Origin of the sequence: Paenibacillus sp. FSL L8-0708 (assembly GCF_038009325.1) — a bacterium.
Classification (GTDB): domain Bacteria; phylum Bacillota; class Bacilli; order Paenibacillales; family Paenibacillaceae; genus Paenibacillus_AQ; species Paenibacillus_AQ odorifer.
Genome location: NZ_JBBPBC010000001.1, coordinates 6,029,459 through 6,047,002, shown reverse-complemented (window position 1 = coordinate 6,047,002; position 17,544 = coordinate 6,029,459). Strand labels below are relative to the sequence as shown.

Annotated in this window: 16 protein-coding genes; 14 read left to right on the top strand and 2 right to left on the bottom strand. The window is 45.3% G+C overall.

Going from position 1 to position 17,544, the window contains the following annotated elements:
* Nucleotides 1–86 precede the first annotated feature (86 nt).
* The 4 genes from NYE58_RS28535 to NYE58_RS28520 all read left to right on the top strand — a co-directional run bounded on the left by NYE58_RS28535 (nt 87) and on the right by NYE58_RS28520 (nt 5,028).
* Nucleotides 87–2,150 (top strand): glycosyl hydrolase 115 family protein, encoded by a 2,064-nt coding sequence (locus NYE58_RS28535; RefSeq protein WP_256719040.1) that lies wholly within the window; start codon nt 87–89, stop codon nt 2,148–2,150.
* A 134-nt stretch (nt 2,151–2,284) separates the two neighbouring features.
* Nucleotides 2,285–2,824, top strand: a complete 540-nt coding sequence (locus NYE58_RS28530) for an RNA polymerase sigma factor (protein WP_076220530.1) — start codon at nt 2,285–2,287, stop codon at nt 2,822–2,824.
* On the top strand, nt 2,821–3,939 hold the full coding sequence (locus NYE58_RS28525) for a hypothetical protein (RefSeq protein WP_076220529.1): 1,119 nt from the start codon (nt 2,821–2,823) through the stop codon (nt 3,937–3,939). The genes NYE58_RS28530 and NYE58_RS28525 overlap by 4 nt, the downstream gene beginning before the upstream one ends.
* 72 nt (nt 3,940–4,011) lie before the next feature.
* On the top strand, nt 4,012–5,028 hold the full coding sequence (locus tag NYE58_RS28520; RefSeq protein WP_076179378.1) for a LacI family DNA-binding transcriptional regulator: 1,017 nt from the start codon (nt 4,012–4,014) through the stop codon (nt 5,026–5,028).
* 524 nt (nt 5,029–5,552) lie between these two features.
* Here the strand turns inward: NYE58_RS28520 and NYE58_RS28515 are convergent.
* Nucleotides 5,553–6,503 (bottom strand): sugar kinase, encoded by a 951-nt coding sequence (locus NYE58_RS28515; protein ID WP_076221033.1) that lies wholly within the window; start codon nt 6,501–6,503, stop codon nt 5,553–5,555.
* 346 nt (nt 6,504–6,849) lie between these two features.
* On the opposite strand from NYE58_RS28515, the gene NYE58_RS28510 reads away from it, so the two are divergent.
* The 6 genes from NYE58_RS28510 (at nt 6,850) to NYE58_RS28485 (ending at nt 11,892) form a co-directional block, all read left to right on the top strand.
* A complete protein-coding gene (locus tag NYE58_RS28510; protein ID WP_038572952.1) occupies nt 6,850–7,491 on the top strand; it encodes a bifunctional 2-keto-4-hydroxyglutarate aldolase/2-keto-3-deoxy-6-phosphogluconate aldolase in 642 nt (213 codons plus the stop codon).
* A 238-nt stretch (nt 7,492–7,729) separates the two neighbouring features.
* Nucleotides 7,730–7,966 (top strand): hypothetical protein, encoded by a 237-nt coding sequence (locus NYE58_RS28505; RefSeq protein ID WP_038572950.1) that lies wholly within the window; start codon nt 7,730–7,732, stop codon nt 7,964–7,966.
* 308 nt (nt 7,967–8,274) lie between these two features.
* Complete coding sequence (locus NYE58_RS28500) at nt 8,275–8,823, top strand: RNA polymerase sigma factor (protein WP_036677530.1); 549 nt, start codon at nt 8,275–8,277, stop codon at nt 8,821–8,823.
* Complete coding sequence (locus tag NYE58_RS28495; protein WP_341003615.1) at nt 8,820–10,070, top strand: anti-sigma factor family protein; 1,251 nt, start codon at nt 8,820–8,822, stop codon at nt 10,068–10,070. Before NYE58_RS28500 ends, NYE58_RS28495 begins: the two co-directional genes overlap by 4 nt.
* Before the next feature lie 276 nt (nt 10,071–10,346).
* A complete protein-coding gene (gene holA / locus NYE58_RS28490) occupies nt 10,347–11,366 on the top strand; it encodes a DNA polymerase III subunit delta (protein WP_036677525.1) in 1,020 nt (339 codons plus the stop codon).
* Nucleotides 11,367–11,403: 37 nt separating this feature from the next.
* Nucleotides 11,404–11,892, top strand: coding sequence for a hypothetical protein (locus NYE58_RS28485; protein WP_076219578.1), 489 nt, complete (start codon nt 11,404–11,406; stop codon nt 11,890–11,892).
* A 158-nt stretch (nt 11,893–12,050) separates the two neighbouring features.
* Here the strand turns inward: NYE58_RS28485 and rpsT are convergent, their stop codons facing one another.
* Complete coding sequence (rpsT, locus tag NYE58_RS28480; RefSeq protein WP_036677521.1) at nt 12,051–12,323, bottom strand: 30S ribosomal protein S20; 273 nt, start codon at nt 12,321–12,323, stop codon at nt 12,051–12,053.
* Nucleotides 12,324–12,563: 240 nt separating this feature from the next.
* Here rpsT and gpr point away from each other — a divergent pair, with 240 nt between their 5' ends.
* The 4 genes from gpr to lepA all read left to right on the top strand — a co-directional run bounded on the left by gpr (nt 12,564) and on the right by lepA (nt 17,535).
* Nucleotides 12,564–13,565 carry a GPR endopeptidase gene (gene gpr, locus NYE58_RS28475; protein ID WP_036677518.1) on the top strand — a complete coding sequence of 334 codons (1,002 nt, stop codon included), beginning with the start codon at nt 12,564–12,566 and terminating at the stop codon, nt 13,563–13,565.
* A 156-nt stretch (nt 13,566–13,721) separates the two neighbouring features.
* The gene (locus NYE58_RS28470; protein ID WP_076129693.1) at nt 13,722–15,059 is read left to right on the top strand and encodes a stage II sporulation protein P; all 1,338 of its coding nucleotides are present in this window, start codon (nt 13,722–13,724) and stop codon (nt 15,057–15,059) included.
* 35 nt (nt 15,060–15,094) lie between these two features.
* Nucleotides 15,095–15,580 (top strand): hypothetical protein, encoded by a 486-nt coding sequence (locus NYE58_RS28465; RefSeq protein ID WP_076185487.1) that lies wholly within the window; start codon nt 15,095–15,097, stop codon nt 15,578–15,580.
* A gap of 140 nt (nt 15,581–15,720) precedes the next feature.
* Nucleotides 15,721–17,535, top strand: coding sequence for a translation elongation factor 4 (lepA, locus tag NYE58_RS28460; RefSeq protein WP_036677511.1), 1,815 nt, complete (start codon nt 15,721–15,723; stop codon nt 17,533–17,535).
* The last annotated feature ends 9 nt before the right edge of the window (nt 17,536–17,544 follow it).

Here is a 17,544-nt window from a genome sequence, read left to right as displayed (position 1 = left end):
ATGCCTACTTAAACTATGTTGCAAAGTGCGGTGGTGAGAAGCTTGTGTCCTCCGTGTTTTGTAGCGAATTAGGAGATGAAGCGATAGTGAATACATATGCAGAATTTAGAGTCACAGCGGAAAGTGTATATGATGTTCAAGTGGAACGCAGTAATCCAATTGGACATGCTTGGCGGATGATCGCCAGGGATCATGAGCAGGTGTTCGGAAAAGCTCCGGTACAAGGAGCAGCTGCTACTGTAATTATTCGTTATGCGACAGAGGATGATGGCTGCCCGGAATGGGCGGAGGGTTTTTGTTTGCGTTTTACAGGTAGTGAAGAGGATCGGATCTTGCATATTATCGGCCGCGATGAATTGGGCATTATTTATGGGATGCTTCATTATAGCCGCCACGTGCTTGGTGTCGATCCCTTCTGGTTCTGGGCGGAGCTTCCTCCTGTTAAGAAAGATGCGATCAATCTACCTGTTTCTGATTACAACAGCATTCAGCCAAAGGTACGCTACCGAGGTTGGTTCGTGAATGATGAAGTGTGTCTTATCGGCTGGAAGGAGGATTATCCTCCGACGGCGGAGGTATGGGAGCCTGTTTTTGAAGCGCTGCTGCGCTGTGGTGGAAATATGGTAATCCCCGGGACGGATTTGCCGAGAAACGGAATTCATCATCAGCTTGCGGTGGATATGGGACTGTGGATCACACATCATCATGCGGAGCCGCTTGGCGCGCAAATGTTCCTGCGTGCTTTTCCGGGCAAGCAAGCCAGTTATAAAGAATATCCAGAATTGTTTGAACAGCTGTGGAGAGAGGCCATCGAGCGGCAAAAAGATGAAAAAACACTCTGGGTGCTCTCTTTCCGCGGACAGGGTGATAAACCTTTTTGGGAGAATGATCCCTCTTTTGATACTCCGGAGAAACAGGGCGATTTGATCTCATTTGTAGTTCGCAAGCAATACGAAATGATCTGTGAATATGTGGACCAGCCTGTGTGCTGTATGGCGATGTACGGAGAAATTGCGGAGCTGTATAAACAAGGAAAGATCGAAGTGCCAGAAGGTGTTATTAAAATATGGGCGGATAACGGATACGGTAAAATGGTGTCGCGACGACATGGCCATCTGAATCTGCGCGTGCCTGCTCTACCCGAGGCAGGAGATCAAGGCAAAAACGGGGTATATTACCACGTCACCTTCCACGACTTGCAGGCCTCCAATCATCTAACACAATTCCCAACGGATCCGTCCTTTATAGTGGAGGAATTACAGGGGGCATTTGCGGCAGGAGCTAGTGAATATCTGCTAGTGAATTCAGGGAATATTTTGCCTCATCTCTATACATTAGATCTGACAGCAAAGTTGTGGATGGATGGAACAGCAGATGCTGATGAACAGCTTCAGACCTTCGTTAACCGTTTCTACACAGCGCAGCAGGGGCGAATTGCACAATTGTACAAAAGCTACTTCAAAAACACCATAGTATATGGTCCTAATGCTGACGACCGCGCAGGCGATGAATTCTATCATCATCCGGCAAGGCAGATTATAGGGCATTGGCTGCAAAATAAGACGGAGAGCGATGAGCGACTGCGCTGGGCCGCAGGGGATGTTCCTTTTGTAGAGCAGGTTCGATGGTTCAGGGATCGAGCTGAGCGAGTAATACTAGTTTGGTATCTGCTGCGAAAGCAGTGCCTAGAGGTGATGGAACTTTTACCCGAAAAAGAGCGAAACAGGCTGCATGTTCAACTGCTAGTTCAAATTGAGCTGCATTGGAGCGGGTGCAGAGGATTATCCTCTCTTTGCCAGGCGTATATGTGTTACCAAGAAGAGCGATTTCCAGAGGCGTTTATCGAAGCTTCTCATGCGGTTTGGGATTATAAGGAGGGCCAGCAGGCTCTTTTACGGGCAGAGATCGGCCAGTGGGAGCATTTTTATCGGGCTGATTGGTTGACCAATATTGCCAACACTATAGATCATGTAGAAACGGCCCGTAAATTTTTGCGGATTCAGGGGGATAGTCCGGATATGTTTTTATGGTATAAGGAATATTTGATGCCCGAGACCGAAAAGCATATCTACCTGGAAAATACGCATCGTAATCCGTTATCAGACGATGAGCTTGCACGGCGGCTACAGGAGAAATTCAGCTCTCTTTAAAAAATATCCACACACCACTAGTGAACGCTTAAACGTTCATCGGTGGTGTTTTTTAATAAATGACCTATTTTTTTATTTTAGAGGGAACTTTTTCAAGTTTGGAAAGTCTTATTAGGCAAGAGGTGAGGCGAAACATGCTAAGCGAAGAGATACCATATACAGCAGCGTACGCGCCCGCAATGAGTTTGCGGGAAATGATGGAGGCGTATGGCTCGGATGTGTGGAATTATGCTTTTTTCTTAACTAGAAGTCGAGAGCAGGCAAATGATATCAGCCAAGAAGTATTTTTGAAGGCGTATAAGAATGTTGGGAAATACCGGGGGCAATCTTCGATGAAAACCTGGCTGCTTACGATTACCAGAAATACGGCCTTCAGTTGGAGCAAAAATAGCTTTTGGCGCAGATTCATAGCCTTGGGTGATCAACCTATTGCTGTTAATGCACCTTCTGCGGAAAATGAAGCCCTTGGCAATCAGTATGCGAACCGTATCTGGGAAATTATTATGACCCTTCCAGAGAAGAACAGAGAGGTGCTTGTGCTAGATATTCAACATGGATTATCCATTGCCGAAATGTCAGATTTGCTGAATGTAGCACAAGGAACCGTGAAATCTCGGCTCGCGCGGGCGAGAGATAAGGTTAAAGAGGCTATCCAGAAGGAGGAGAGGGAATGAAACGCAACGCCGATGATAGTAATCCAGTGATGATCGGGCAGACGGATTGGTATGCGCAAGCAGGCAAAAATCCTTTCATTGAAGATGGTTTTACGCCTGAGTTAATGATGCGGATCGAACAGGCTGCTGCGAATAAAAGTTCAGCTTACAAACGTTATTGGATAAATAAAAATATGGTGTTAACCAGTCTGGCTACGATTTTGTTGATAGGTGCGCTTACCTTCCCTATGGGCATATGGAAAAACACAGGGCCAATCCATTCGTCATCCGTTCAGTCACAAGGCGCAGGCATACTGCCTTCTTCTAGTCCTGCAACTAATGATAAAGCGATAGAGCCTCCGACAAGTCCAGTAGAATTTGAGATTAGCGGTAAGAAATACTACATGCCTTTGCCAATGAACAGAGATAAGAGTAAAGCGTATGCCGTTGAGACAACAGCGGGAATCCTTTGGTCGCCGCCACCCCCGATGGTGGACTACAAGAAGCCAAAGTACACACATCCTACAGAACCGTTCACTCTTTACCTGAGCTCGAAGGACCAGACGGAATTATCGGCTTCTTCAGCTACTAGGATTTATACTTTACCTCTTTATGCAGGAGGGGCAAGTACTTATCAATATTTGAGTGGATTTTTTGGAGCGGGCGATTACGCTCTGCTATTTACCTATACGAAGACTATAGGTTCAGGCATTATGGAGAATGGTAGATTTTTTATTCTAAATGTTAAAAAAGCAGCGACAGGAGAATCTTTGGTACCGAAAGAGCTTACGTCCTTTGATTGGGAGCTATTAGAATATAAGTCAATAATCGCAGTGGATAAGGAGCATGACCTGATCGTATTTAGTTACCTAGAATACCCGGTAGATAAGACATACCAAGACAAAACAGTGCTTTATGATATGGAGACCTTAAGCATTCAAACACCTGCATCGACCATTGGATTTAGAGACATTAATGGACAATCGTTAACCATGGAATATGAGATGAATGGAGAACTTTATAAAGCGGATATTCTTACGAAAGGTGGACCAGGGTGGTTAGATGAAGATTGGGCATTTTTATCAGAAGAGCGACAAAATGAGCTGTATCAGGAATTTTACAGTCAGACTCCCTAGTAGATAAATCACTAAATAAAAGCTATACTTTTTGATAAAGTATTTTCTTTTGAGAAGAGTGGAGCCGAAGCGATGAAGAAGTTAACGATTGATGATGTGGCTCAAAAAGCGGGAGTTTCGAAAAGTACGGTCTCCCAATTTTTGAACAAACGTTTTAAATATATGAGCGAAGCGACGAAAAACCGGATTGAGGCCGTAATTGAGGAGCTTAATTATCAGCCAAATGGTCTGGCACGCAGTCTGAAGCAGAACCGGACGCATATGGTCGGGATCATCGTAGCTAATATTGACTACACGCTGTCAATCCAATGTATCCGGGCGATTGAGAATGAGCTGCAGCATCACGGAATCCAAGTGATCATATGCAACGCAGATGAGAATGCGGAGAAAGAAAGCAAATATGTAGAAACCTTAATCGCTCGTCAGGTGGATGGGCTGATTATTTTTCCTACAGGGAATAACCCGTCTGCCTATAGCAAGCTGGTAGAGGCTGATTTCCCGCTAGTCTTTATGGATCGTCTGGTAGATGGAATCACCACGCAGAGTCTATTGCTGGATAATGAAATGGCGGCAAAGATAGGCGTAGGGCAGCTAATTCAGCAAGGCCATGAGCGGATTGCTCTGGTGTCCCTCCCAATTGGGGAGCATGCGATTACCCCTCGGAAAGAGCGGATTAGCGGCTACAAAAAAGCGATGGAAGAAGCGGGCATAACGCTGCGTGAGGAGTATATTTGCAGTGTATCCAAAGAGGAATTAGCTTCGGGGCTGGAACACTTATTAGCACTGCCGGAGCCGCCAACTGCACTGCTGGCTACGAACGACATCACACTAGCGGAAATTCTGAAATATGCGAATCGAAATGCCATCTCTATTCCAGAACAGTTGTCGGTTATCGGGATAGATGATGCGGAATTCGCGCAAATTTATAATCCGGTCATTACGACAATCCGTCAGCCTGCTTACGAGATGGGGATGCAGGCTGCCAAGATTATACTCTCTTGTATCGAGGATAAGGGAGCTTCTGTTCCAATTACATACCGTTTCCCGCCGACCTTGCAGCAAGGGCAGTCGGTGAAGTCTTACAAATAAGTTTGAACTATAAAAAGGGGAGTGCCCAGCAGCTATTTCTTAGCTTGTTGGGCACTCCCCCTTTTATTGGACCTAACTTTATCTAAACACTAAACTTGGGTTTGATTGGGTAATATTTTCGCGTAAGAAGTCGCTATCGGACTCAGCTGACCTTATATGCAGTATAATCCCATATTTGGAGTACTATCGGACCCCATCGCAGCTATCGGCATGGAAAACATGCTAAATGCCCTTTTTCATAAGGAATAGTGTCACTGGAGTCCGAAACTACGCCGCAAAGGTAAAAAAATTGCAAATAGCGTCTTTTGGGTCCGAAAGCCCCAGAGCGAAGTGATTACACTGCTGAAGCATAGCAATAGCAATAGCAATAGCAATAGCAATAGCAATAGCAAAAGCTTAGCATAGCAAAGCCAAAGCCAAAGCCAAAGGCATAGCATAGCAATAGCAGCCAATCAGCAACCCAAAAAGCAGAGCAGCGCTCCTCCAATAACGGAGAATCGCTGCTCTGTGTCTTTTTGCAATTATTAGACTTCTTGTTGCATAAACTTCGCAAGTTCCTCACGGGTGGGAAGTCCATCCATATCGCCTGGCGACATGACGGCTAACGCACCGATCGCATTGCCGCGTTTGACGGCCTCAGCAATCGGAAGCTTTTCCAGCATCGCACTGATTACGCCAACCGCAAATCCATCACCTGCACCCACCGTATCAACAACCTGCTCCACCTTGAATCCGTCCACGTAACCTTCCCCAGCAGAGGATTTATAGTAAGCGCCTTCAGGGCCAAGCTTGATGACGACTAAGCTTACGCCACGCTCCAGGTAATAGTCTGCAATCTCTTCGGGTGTGCTCAGTCCGGTAAGGATTTTACCTTCACCGAGTCCCGGCAGGAACCAGTCGCAGCGTGTAGCCAGATCATTGATAGTACTCACCATTGTTTCTGTATCCGGCCATAAGCTAGGACGCAGATTAGGATCCAGAGAGATCGTCTTTCCTTTACTCTTCATAAATTCCATAGCGTGAACAGAAAATTCATGACAGCTCTTGGACAAAGCGGCGGAGATACTTGTAACATGCAGATGTCCTGCGGAATTGAAGTAGGCCTCGTCGAAATCCTCCAGACTAAGCGTGGAGGCCGCGGAGTTTTTGCGGAAGTATTCGACCTTTGGATCGCCGGTAACCACTTTCGATTTGATAAGCATGCCTGTTGAATACTCTTTAGTAAAAGTAATATTGTCCGTATTAATGTTCTCATTCTTCATCGCCTGAGCAATGAATGTGCCAAAGTTATCTTCGCCAAGCTTCGTAACATAACCGGTAGGATGATTCAAACGCGACAAGCCTGTAGCCACGTTGCTTTCTGCACCTGCTAATGCTTTGGAGAACGAAAATACTTCATGCAGAGGACCGGCCTCATTCGCATAAAACATCGCCATCGGCTCCCCGAAAGTGACGGCATCCAGCTGTTTACTCATTTTTAGTTCCTCCTAGGGTAATGATTTTATCCCAGTATAATGATTTGTAATTTGAAATTATCACATAAATCGGTTTTGTACAATAAAAGAATGATTGTTAACCAAAAAACTTTTTTCGTGAAAAGAAAATAATATTTCCGTAAACCCTTGTTTTATAAAGGTTTTTCATATATTTTATTACTTATTTCCACCTGATGTAATAAAAATGTATTGACTGTTAATCGTATTGTTATTACTATTTCCTTATAGAACAAAACGCAATAATTAGTAAATTTAATAAAAAAGTTTATCTAAAAAAGTATTTCCTGTTTATCTATGATCGTACCAAGAGAAAGGGAGTCTACTGATGAAGAAAATGAAAGTATTGCAGAATGTGGCATCCGTCGGGGTTGTAGCGGTTATTCGAGCAGATAGTGCTGAGGAAGCTTTTAAGATGTCCGTTGCTTGTATAGAAGGCGGTCTAAATAATATTGAGGTAACTTTTACTACACCAGACGCGGATGTGGCGATTAAGAGATTGGTTGCTGAGTACGGAAGTCGTGCGGTGATTGGCGCCGGAACTGTCTTGGACCCCTTAACAGCTAGAATAGCCATTCTTGCAGGTTCAGAGTTTGTGGTTAGTCCCTCCTTTGAAGTGGAGACAGCTAAGATGTGTAATCTTTACGGCATTCCCTATATGCCTGGTTGCATGACATTAAATGAAATGAAGGAAGCGCTAAAGTACGGCGTGGATGTGCTTAAGCTATTCCCTGGCAGTGCTTTCGGGCCGGATTATGTAAAAGCGGTTAAAGGTCCTATGCCACATGTGAATATTATGCCGACCGGTGGCGTGGATTTGAACAATATGGAGAAGTGGATTGCAAACGGCTGCATGGCTGTGGGCATTGGGGGGAATTTGACTGCACCGGCGAAGAATGGCCGATATGATCAGATTACCGATCTTGCCGCCCAATATGTGGCGAAGTTTAAAGAGATAAAAGGGATTTAATGTATAGTTCGAACGGAGATTGAAATCCGGATTCGCGTTTTTATTTATAGGCTGTGTGGCTGACAGACGTTGGCCATGCAGCCTTTTTATGTTGATTTTCTTTGAGCTGTCCATATTCCTTTTATTCTATGCTTTTTAGAAAGTATAGAATCGGGATAAAGATAATAAACTATATAATAGAAGAGTAGTGATACATGGACTGAACGTCAGGATTTATTATCCAGCCGGGAGTGAGTATATGCCTGCTTATAATGATAAAAAGCTGTATCAAGCAGCGGATGAAGATGATGCTGAGTACGTAGAAATTGAGTCGGCATTCCATGGTTGTAAGGTGACGGAAGGGCAGATCTACAGATTAGAGCGCAATTACAATAACCCTCAATTATTTGAGAATGGAGAAGCCTATGTGGTGGATGATGAGACTAGGGAAAACTACGCGGTCTTTATGCTCTGCAAAATTGCGCTCTATAAATAGAGTTTCTTGCTCGATACCGGAGGGTAATATTTAAGACAGACGGCTTCATTTCCGACAAGGGGATAGGCCGTTTCTTTTGATGTCATTTTTGTTACTAAGATAGTGAAAAAGAGTATTTGAATGATTGTTGTTTCCCCTGTATGCTTAGTAGGAATTATTGGCTGTGCAATGCGGGATAGCGCGTTGTAACGGCTGGCTTAACATGACGTTCTAAGAAAAGTTTGGTATTCTAAAAATATTAATTACACGGTTGCAACAAATTCGCAGTCTTGCGCGTCAGTAAGATTGCATAGAGAGGGGGAACCTTCGTGGTGGAGCAGGGACTCATCAGAGCCGCTCAAGCGGGCGATCGCGACGCTCTAATCACCCTATTGCGAGAAATTGAAGGACATGTATATAAAACGGCCTTCTACATTTTGCATAATGAACAAGATGCGTTAGATGCATCTCAGGAAGCCTTGATCCGGGTTTATACAAAAATCGGCTCATATGAGGAGAAGGCCCAGTTCAAAACGTGGGTTCAGCGAATCGTCACTAACATTTGCATTGATAAATTCAGAAGAACTAAACCTACAGTTTCTATTGATGAACATGAAATGGTGTTTCAGGATAAACACAATGTGGAACGTGAGGTTCTATCCTCTTATTTAGCTGAGGATATACGCGAAGCGATTGATCAATTGCCCGAGCATCATCGGACAGTCATCGTCCTGCGCTATTTACAGGATTTTTCTTACAACGAGATTGCAGATTGTCTGGATTTGCCCTTGAATACAGTGAAATCGTACTTATTTCGGGCTAGACAGCAACTGCAGAATAGACTTCAGGAGTACCAGAAAGGTGGTGTATCGGGATGAAATGCGCGGAGGTGATGGAATGGATGCACCGCTATTTAGACAAAGATTTGAGTCAAGATGAGATTGTTGAGATGTTCCGTCATATCGATAATTGTCCTTCCTGCGCGGAAGTCTTTGAGCGCCTGACACTTCTCTCCAATGAATTGGAGCAGTTGCCAGACGTGAAACCCCCGTTTAGTCTGGTTGACTCTATTTTACCTCAGCTTGCAGAATTGGATCGAAGCAGTCGTGAACAGAGTGCTGTGAGATCTGAGGAGCCGGTTGTTGTCTCATTTTCACGTGAAAGCTCCCGCGGTAAACCTTCCAAGGGAACCTCTATAGCAACACGGACAGGCATTGGAGCTATTGCAGCTGCCGTTCTATTAGGGATCGCAATATTTAATATGCCCGATAAAATGCCTGGGGCAGAAGTAGAACAAAGGATGCAGGATAGTGCTAAAACAGCCAGCGATGATACTAAGGATACAGCAATGGAATCACAAGCTTCTATTACTGCTAACTCTGATGGAGCTTCACCTGCAGCTGGTGGAGAGAACGAGGGCGCTGCGCAGTATAAGACGGATGCACCGGAGATGAACGAAGATAACGCCGCTTTAGATAGAGCGACGGGACTAGTGGACCCTACCTCGATGCCAAGTGCACCGGCGGATGCAGCTGATGCGGGAGCTGGAGGGCGGTCGATCACTGAACCGCCTCAAAGCGCAGATCCTAAGCCGACAGCGAAGATTGCTCCGCCAAGGCAGGATGTCGCCACGAAATCTCATAATTCAGATTCTAGCAACGCCAGTAGCAATCAGCTAAAGGTGGATAATAAGGAACAAACTGCTGATATGAATTCAGACAGCGCAGCTGATTCTGCTCCGCTGATGGAGGATTCTTTAAAGATTCCTTATGACTATGGACGGGAAGTTATGAGCTTAAGCAGTTCTGAAGATCCTAATGTGCAGACCTGGACTTCTCCTGATGGTCAGTATGCTATAGAATTTGTTGGGCTGCAGCTTGTGATTTATAAGAAGTCGCCAGAGGGCTCAGCGGAAGAACGGTTAGCCGTAAACTCTTATCCGCTAGAAGGAAATTGGATTTCTGGTGAATGGTCTGCGGACAGCTCGAAGTTTACGTACGTGACTGAAAAAGATGGTGTGAATGTAACCAAGGTGTACACTGTACAGGAAGCAGCTTCTTCAAGTCCGGCTGTATCCCCTGGGGCGACACCAACGAACACTCCAACCTCATCTTCAACAAATTAAAGTGGGGTTGGAACTTTTTTCGAAGTTTCTGAATATACTATATCAACAGGACAGGAACTAGAAAGTATAGGTTTTGCAGAACATCGGTATGACCGCCGGATGTGGAGTTTCTAGAGCTTCGCACTCCGTCGTTTATATAGATGCGCCGCTTAAACGGAGAGGCTTTGGCCATGGCTGCCAGAGTTTCTCCGTTTTTGCATGCATTTTTGTAGTTTTTTTTGCTACAATAGAACTCTGGACAAAATGGGCTAGATGAATGGAAAAGGAAGTGGCGGGATGGATGCCAAAACGGCGATAAAAGAAATCAAACAAGGGAAGATCTCACCGTTATATGTTTTATATGGCAGTGAGAAATTTCGAATGAATGAATTCACGGCACTGCTGGAAGAACAGCTGATTGCTAAAGAGGATCGTGATTTCGCAGTTATTCCCTTTGATCTCTCTGAGACGCCGGTGCAGGCTGTGGTAGAAGAAGCGGAGACTGTGCCATTTATGGTAGAACGTAAATTATTGCTGGTGCGGGATGCCTCGTTATTTACAGCGGGCAAAGAAAATGCCAAACTGGAGCATCGTATAGATCTTTTAAGTGACTATTTGCAGCATCCTGTAGACTTCAGTGTAATCGTCTTTATGGTGAATAATGATAAGCTGGATGAGCGTAAAAAAATTGTGAAGACTGTCAAATCAGTGGGCACAGTATTAGCCTTTAATCCGCTGGGAGCAGAAGAGCTGCTGCGCTGGGTGGAAAAAGGAATTCGTGAGCGGGGTTGTGTAATGGCACCTGGCACGGCAGAAATTCTTATAACGAATGCAGGCACAGGCTTGCAAGGTTTATCTGCAGAGATGGACAAGCTTTGTTTATTCGCTGGTAAGGGCGGCACTGTGGATGCGGGGGCCGTAGAGAGTCTGGTACACCGTGGAACAGAACAAAATGTGTTTACGCTTGTTGAGGATATCGCTAATCTGCGTCTTGATAAGGCGCTTGATACCTTATATGAGCTGCTGAAGCAGCGTGAGGAACCGATCAAGATCGCAGCGTTGGTTGCGCGGCAGTTCCGCATTATTTTGCAGGTTAAGGATTTATCAGCACATAGTTATTCGCAGGGACAGATTGCGTCACAGATCGGATTGCATCCATATGCGGTTAAGCTTGCTGGGGAGCAGGCCCATAAGTTCTCCAGTGAACGATTGCGGCAAATCTTAAGTGCATTGGCGGATCTGGATTATAAAATGAAAACAGGGGCTATAGACAAAGTGCTAGGGCTGGAGCTGTTCATGCTGCGTTTAGGTGTCTGAGCTAAGAAGGGGAAAAAGTATTGGAGATGATCTGACTATGAAAAGAATATTTCAATATTCGGCACTGCTGTTACTCGTTCTATTAATTAGTTCCTGTGGCAAAACGGATACTAATTCACCGTCAGGTTCAGCTTCTGAGTCGCCTGCGAATTCGAATACCTCTGCAGATGCACCTTCTTATTTTGGGGAATGGAGTGTACAAGGTCTAGTAGGTTCTACACCTGTCTCGGCAGCGGAGGATGAAAAGCTTATTGGCATGCGGGTAACTTATTCGCAAGAAAAGGCATCTTTTGATAAAGATGAAATTATGAACCCTGAATATAAAGAAGAGAGCATTACAAAGGATGACTTTTTTAACGAATACAGAAATAAATTAAGTGACCTTGGCATCGAGACGGAATCGGTTAAGACGGTATCTATAAATAATTGGACGAATCCCGGCAGCAGTTTTATTGTTAAAGACGATCAAACGATGATTTTTTTATGGGATGGTAACTATTATGAAATGAAAAAAGAGAATAAATAAATGAAAGAAGACCGCCTCAGAGAGGCGGTCTTCTTTCATTTAATAAACATCTCTTAAAAGTAACTAACACTACTTATTATTAATTAATAGACACAAAAAAACCTAACCGTATGAAGCATAGCGGTCAGGTTCTTCAATTGCTCATTATGAATGTCGTCTTAGGCTTGAGCCGTAAGAGCGTTCAATTTCTTCGCCAAGCGGGATTTTTTGCGGGCAGCCGCATTTTTATGAACCAGACCTTTACTTACGGCCTTGTCCAGCTTTTTGGAAGCAGCTAGGAAAGCAGCTTGAGCAGTTTCTACTTCCGTACCAGTCAGAGCTACATCAGCAGTTTTCACAGCTGTACGAAGCGCGGATTTTTGGGAAGCATTCAGTGCACGGCGTTTTTCGTTCGTGTTTACGCGTTTAACCGCGGATTTAATATTTGGCATTGCATTCACCTCCTGTAAGACATTCGAAATCATTATCAAATGATTCACAACTTAAAATAGTTTAGCATGACCGGTAGCAAAAAGCAATACTTAAAGCTTTCAAATTAAACCTCCGTATCCTGCATAAACATTGGCTTTCTCTCGCACACTATCGACAAAAGAGCATAGGCAGAAGCTTGCCAAATGAGGATGAACTCATGGAAGTGTATGCTTACAAAACTTTTAGGAGGCTGGTACACAATGGAACCGGATCTGCAGCTATATTCTGTGCGCACCGATTTGGCATTAGAGGCAAAGGAAATGGCTCAAGGCCCACAAAGAACGCCGATCCCTGGTGTGAACGAAGAAGTGGAAGAGTCTGATGGGATTAAAGTGACCCGTCTTGGTGTAGCTAATGCTGCCGGATCACAGGCAATAGGACGCGCAATTGGCAACTATGTAACCCTTGAGGTACCCGCTCTACGTGGCGGAGATACTGGCTTGCAGCAAAAGGTAGCTGAAGTTTTTGCCCGCGAATTTGAGGACTTTTTGATCAGAATTGGGATTGGCAAGGATGCATCTGTGTTGATTGTTGGTCTTGGTAACTGGAATGTTACACCGGATTCACTGGGTCCGTTGGTGGTGGAGAACTCACTCATTACGCGGCAGTTCTATGAGCTGGTTCCGGATCAGATCTCCCCTGGTTATCGTAAGGTGAGCGCTATTGCTCCTGGAGTGCTTGGGCTGACTGGGATTGAGTCGAGTGAAGTCGTGCAGGGAATCGTGGATCGGACGAAACCTGAGCTTATTATCGCCATAGATGCGTTGGCATCCCGGTCACTGGAGCGTATCAATACGACGATTCAAATTGCCGACATTGGGATCCATCCCGGTTCGGGGATTGGCAACAAGCGACGTGGATTAACCCAAGAAATTCTGGGTGTGCCTTGTATCGCAATCGGAGTGCCCACTGTCTGCTATGCCTCAACTATTGTAAATAATGTGCTGGAGATGATGAAAAATCACTTCGGGCAAGGAGCAAACCATACGAAGGAAATCATGGGGATGCTGGACGATATCTCTGAGCAGGAACGCTTGTCATTAGTGAAGGAAGTGCTTGAACCTCTGGGGCACGATTTGATCGTCACTCCCAAGGAAATTGATGAATTTATTGAAGGGATCGCGAATATTGTGGCCAGTGGTCTGAATGCGGCTTTACATGATGCGGTTGATCCTGAGAATGTTGGCGCGTATACCCACTAACTGAATTATGGTTTGTTTAGCCCGGCGGGATGCTGAATTAAGGTATCCTGTACGGGCTTTATGTCTATTCTCTCATTTTCGGTTCTAGTATTGCTCTTGCGCTCATAGATTTGGAGTATAAGAGATTACAGAGGGCTGGAGGAGGACATAACTACAATGAATAAAAAATGGTTTCAGCTTTGGAACATCGGCCGTTTAAGGGGAAAAATGCTGGATGTTTTATCGCTGGGGAGAACGATGCTGCTGTTAGCCGGAGGTTCGCTAGTATTTTTTATGCTGCTTGGAGCCGGTGGATTGGCCGGACAGAAGCTTAGCTCTTCACCCATTCCTTCCATGAAGGGGCTTGCTGCCTCACTGTCTAGTGGTTTTTTCATGGAGCTGCTGGGGATGGAGGTGCCGCATTTACCGCAGGGTAAAGAGCCTTCCGCTTTTTCAGGTGAAAAGGTAACTTCTTTCGTATTTCAGTTGCTAACCAGTGTGAATCCAGGTGACCCTAAGAGTCTAGTCTCTCGTGAAGTGCCGGGGATGGCGGCGGATGATCCATTTCTTTTGCGGAAAGGTTCAGGTGGATCTACAGGAGCACCAGTGGATTATCATCCTGGGACTGATGAACTGGCTGAGGGTGGTGAAGATGCAGAAACTTCTGTTCCGGACGAAGGGGACAAGCATGGAGATACTACAACACAGCAGCCTGAAGCGACGGTTGCACCATCCCCTGAACCATCAGCGGAGGAAGGGACGGATAAGAGTGATCCGCAAAGCGGCACAGACAGCACTAAGGATACCTCGATCAAACGGATTCTAATCTATCATTCACATCCTAGAGAGGCCTACAATCCTCTGTTAGGGGCAGCAAATGAAAATCCCAGCTCCGGAGTTTCAACTAAAAATGTAATGCTGGTAGGATCATATATTACGAAAAGACTGGAACAGCTCGGGATTGGTACGGTTCATGCCAAAGAAGATTTTCCAACCAAAATCACCGACTATAACTGGAACTTTTCCTATAAATATTCCCGGATCTTGGTTAAATCAGCACTCAGCGCAAATGAGGAAATGGATAGTTTTATCGACATTCACCGCGATTCGCAGCGTCATAGTAAAACAACAGCTGTTATTGACGGGAAAAGCTACGCACAGGTCTATTTTATTATTGGACATGCAAATAAAGACTGGAAGAAGAACGAAGAGTTTGCCAATAAGATTCATCAACAGCTTGAAAAGAATTACCCGGGAATATCTCGTGGGATATGGGGAAAAGCTGCGGGTAAAGGCAACAACGGAGAGTACAATCAGACCCTGTCTCCCAATAGTGTTTTGATTGAAGTGGGCGGAATTGATAATTCGGCTGAGGAATTAAAGCGTACGGCTGATATTTTGGCGGATGCTATCGCTGATGTTTACTGGAGCAGTCATGACGCTGAGAAGGTGAACGCACCTGAAAAAGTGGCGAATCCCACTACAACACCAAAGAAATCAAACGGAGCTTCTTAAAATAAATTACCGAGGATTAAAAAGGAGTGGTGTACATGTCGCGTTTCGGAAAAAAACTGGTTATGGTCGGGATTTGGGCAGGGATTGGCATCCTCTTAGGGATGCAGTTCGGCGGAAGCGGGGGGTCAACAGTCTCTAAGATTCTGCCCGGCTGGAATGCCAGTCCGACTACACCCACCAGTCAAGTAACAGGCATGCAGCCACAGCCACAACTGCAAAAGAATGGTGTGACACAGGGTGGGCAGACTTATGTATATGTGCCAATGGTGATCGATCCTGTCACAGGTGCTTATACGGCCGTCTCTCCTTTGCCTCAAAATAGCAATACAACGCCAGCCGCAGATCCTCCTCAACAAGTTGTGGATGATTATAGTACGAAATCTCCGGAGCAAATTCTAATTCCTGAGGAGCAAAAGCCTACAGTCGATGTTCTGGCAGATAAGACGGCAGGTCTCTTGCAGCAGGCTTCCCAGAAGGGAATCCGCTGGGTAGTTTCATTGTTCGCTTCGGCAGAAAATTAACAGCAAATTTAGAAGAAACGGTTATTTCACGGGATCGTGTATAGCTGTTTCTTTTGTTTTGGGCCAGCGCGGGATTGATGGAGTAAGCTTGTACTGTTATAATAAGTGGATTAATATCAGGCTGTCTGTGGGGGTAAGGAATGACTGACGTTCAGAAAAGACAACAACAAATTCGCAATTTCTCGATTATTGCACATATAGACCATGGTAAATCGACACTAGCTGACCGCATTTTGGAATACACGGGGGCACTAACCACGCGTGAAATGCAGGAACAGGTACTCGATCAGATGGATCTGGAGCGCGAACGTGGTATCACAATAAAGCTGCAAGCCGTGCGTTTAACCTATCGTGCAGACGATGGTGTAGAGTATTATCTCAACTTGATTGATACACCGGGGCACGTCGATTTCACCTATGAAGTTTCCCGCAGTCTTGCAGCATGTGAAGGCGCACTGCTGGTTGTGGATGCGGCTCAAGGAATTGAAGCACAGACGCTGGCCAATGTGTATTTAGCACTGGATAATAACCTGGAAATCCTACCTGTGCTCAACAAAATTGATTTGCCAAACGCTGACCCTGACCGGGTAAAGCAGGAGATTGAGGATGTTATCGGGCTGGATACCAGTGAAGCGGTTATGGCATCTGCCAAAGCCGGTATCGGAATCAAGGAAATTCTGGAGCAGGTGGTGAAGCAGGTTCCTGCGCCATCCGGTAATTCAGAAGAGCCGCTTAAAGCATTGATCTTTGACTCTCACTACGATCCTTATAAAGGCGTTATCGTCTATGTGCGCGTAATGGACGGGAAGATCCGTGCAGGTTCGAAGATTAAGATGATGGCAACTGAGAAGACCTTCGAGGTCATTGAAGTTGGCGCATTTATGCCACGTATGACCATTGTCGATGAATTGAACATCGGTGATGTTGGCTTTATCGTAGCTGGGATCAAGCATGTTGGAGATACCCGTGTCGGTGATACTGTCACTGATGCAAAGAATCCTACTGCTGAGCCGCTTCCGGGTTACCGTAAGATCAACCCGATGGTATATTGCGGGTTGTATCCGATTGAGACCTCCGATTATAACGATCTTCGTGAGGCACTGGAGAAGCTCCAGCTAAATGATGCTTCGCTAAGCTTTGAGCCGGAAAGCTCAAGCGCACTTGGATTTGGTTTCCGTTGCGGTTTCCTTGGACTCTTGCATATGGAGATTATTCAAGAGCGGATTGAGCGCGAGTTCAATTTGCCGCTAATCACAACAGCGCCGAGTGTTATTTACCGAATTATGCTGACCAATGGCGAAATGATCCAAATCGACAACCCGTCACATTATCCGGAGATCGGTACGATTGACTATATTGAAGAGCCGTATGTTAAAGCAGCGATCATTGTGCCTAACGACTTCGTGGGTACTGTAATGGAACTGTGCCAGAACAAACGCGGCGAGTTCGTAAATATGGAATATCTAGATACTAATCGTGTAACAATTACGTACGAGATTCCGCTGTCAGAGATCGTTTATGATTTCTTTGATCAGTTGAAATCCGGTACAAAAGGATATGCTTCTTACGACTATGAAATTTGCGGATACCGCCGTTCTAATCTGGTCAAGATGGATATCTTGCTTAACAATGAGCAGGTCGATGCCTTGTCCTTTATCGTTCACCGCGATCGTGCCTACAACCGCGGACGTATCATTTGTGAGAAGCTGCGGGGGATTATCCCGCGTCAAATGTTCGAAGTGCCGATTCAAGCCTCAGTGGGTACGAAGGTGGTTGCGCGTGAAACCGTTAAGGCGATGCGCAAAAACGTACTTGCTAAATGTTACGGCGGCGATATTTCCCGTAAACGGAAGCTGCTGGAGAAGCAAAAAGAAGGTAAGAAACGCATGAAGCAAGTGGGTAGTGTAGAAGTACCACAAGAAGCGTTTATGGCAGTACTGAAGATCGATGAGTAGAAAATAGGT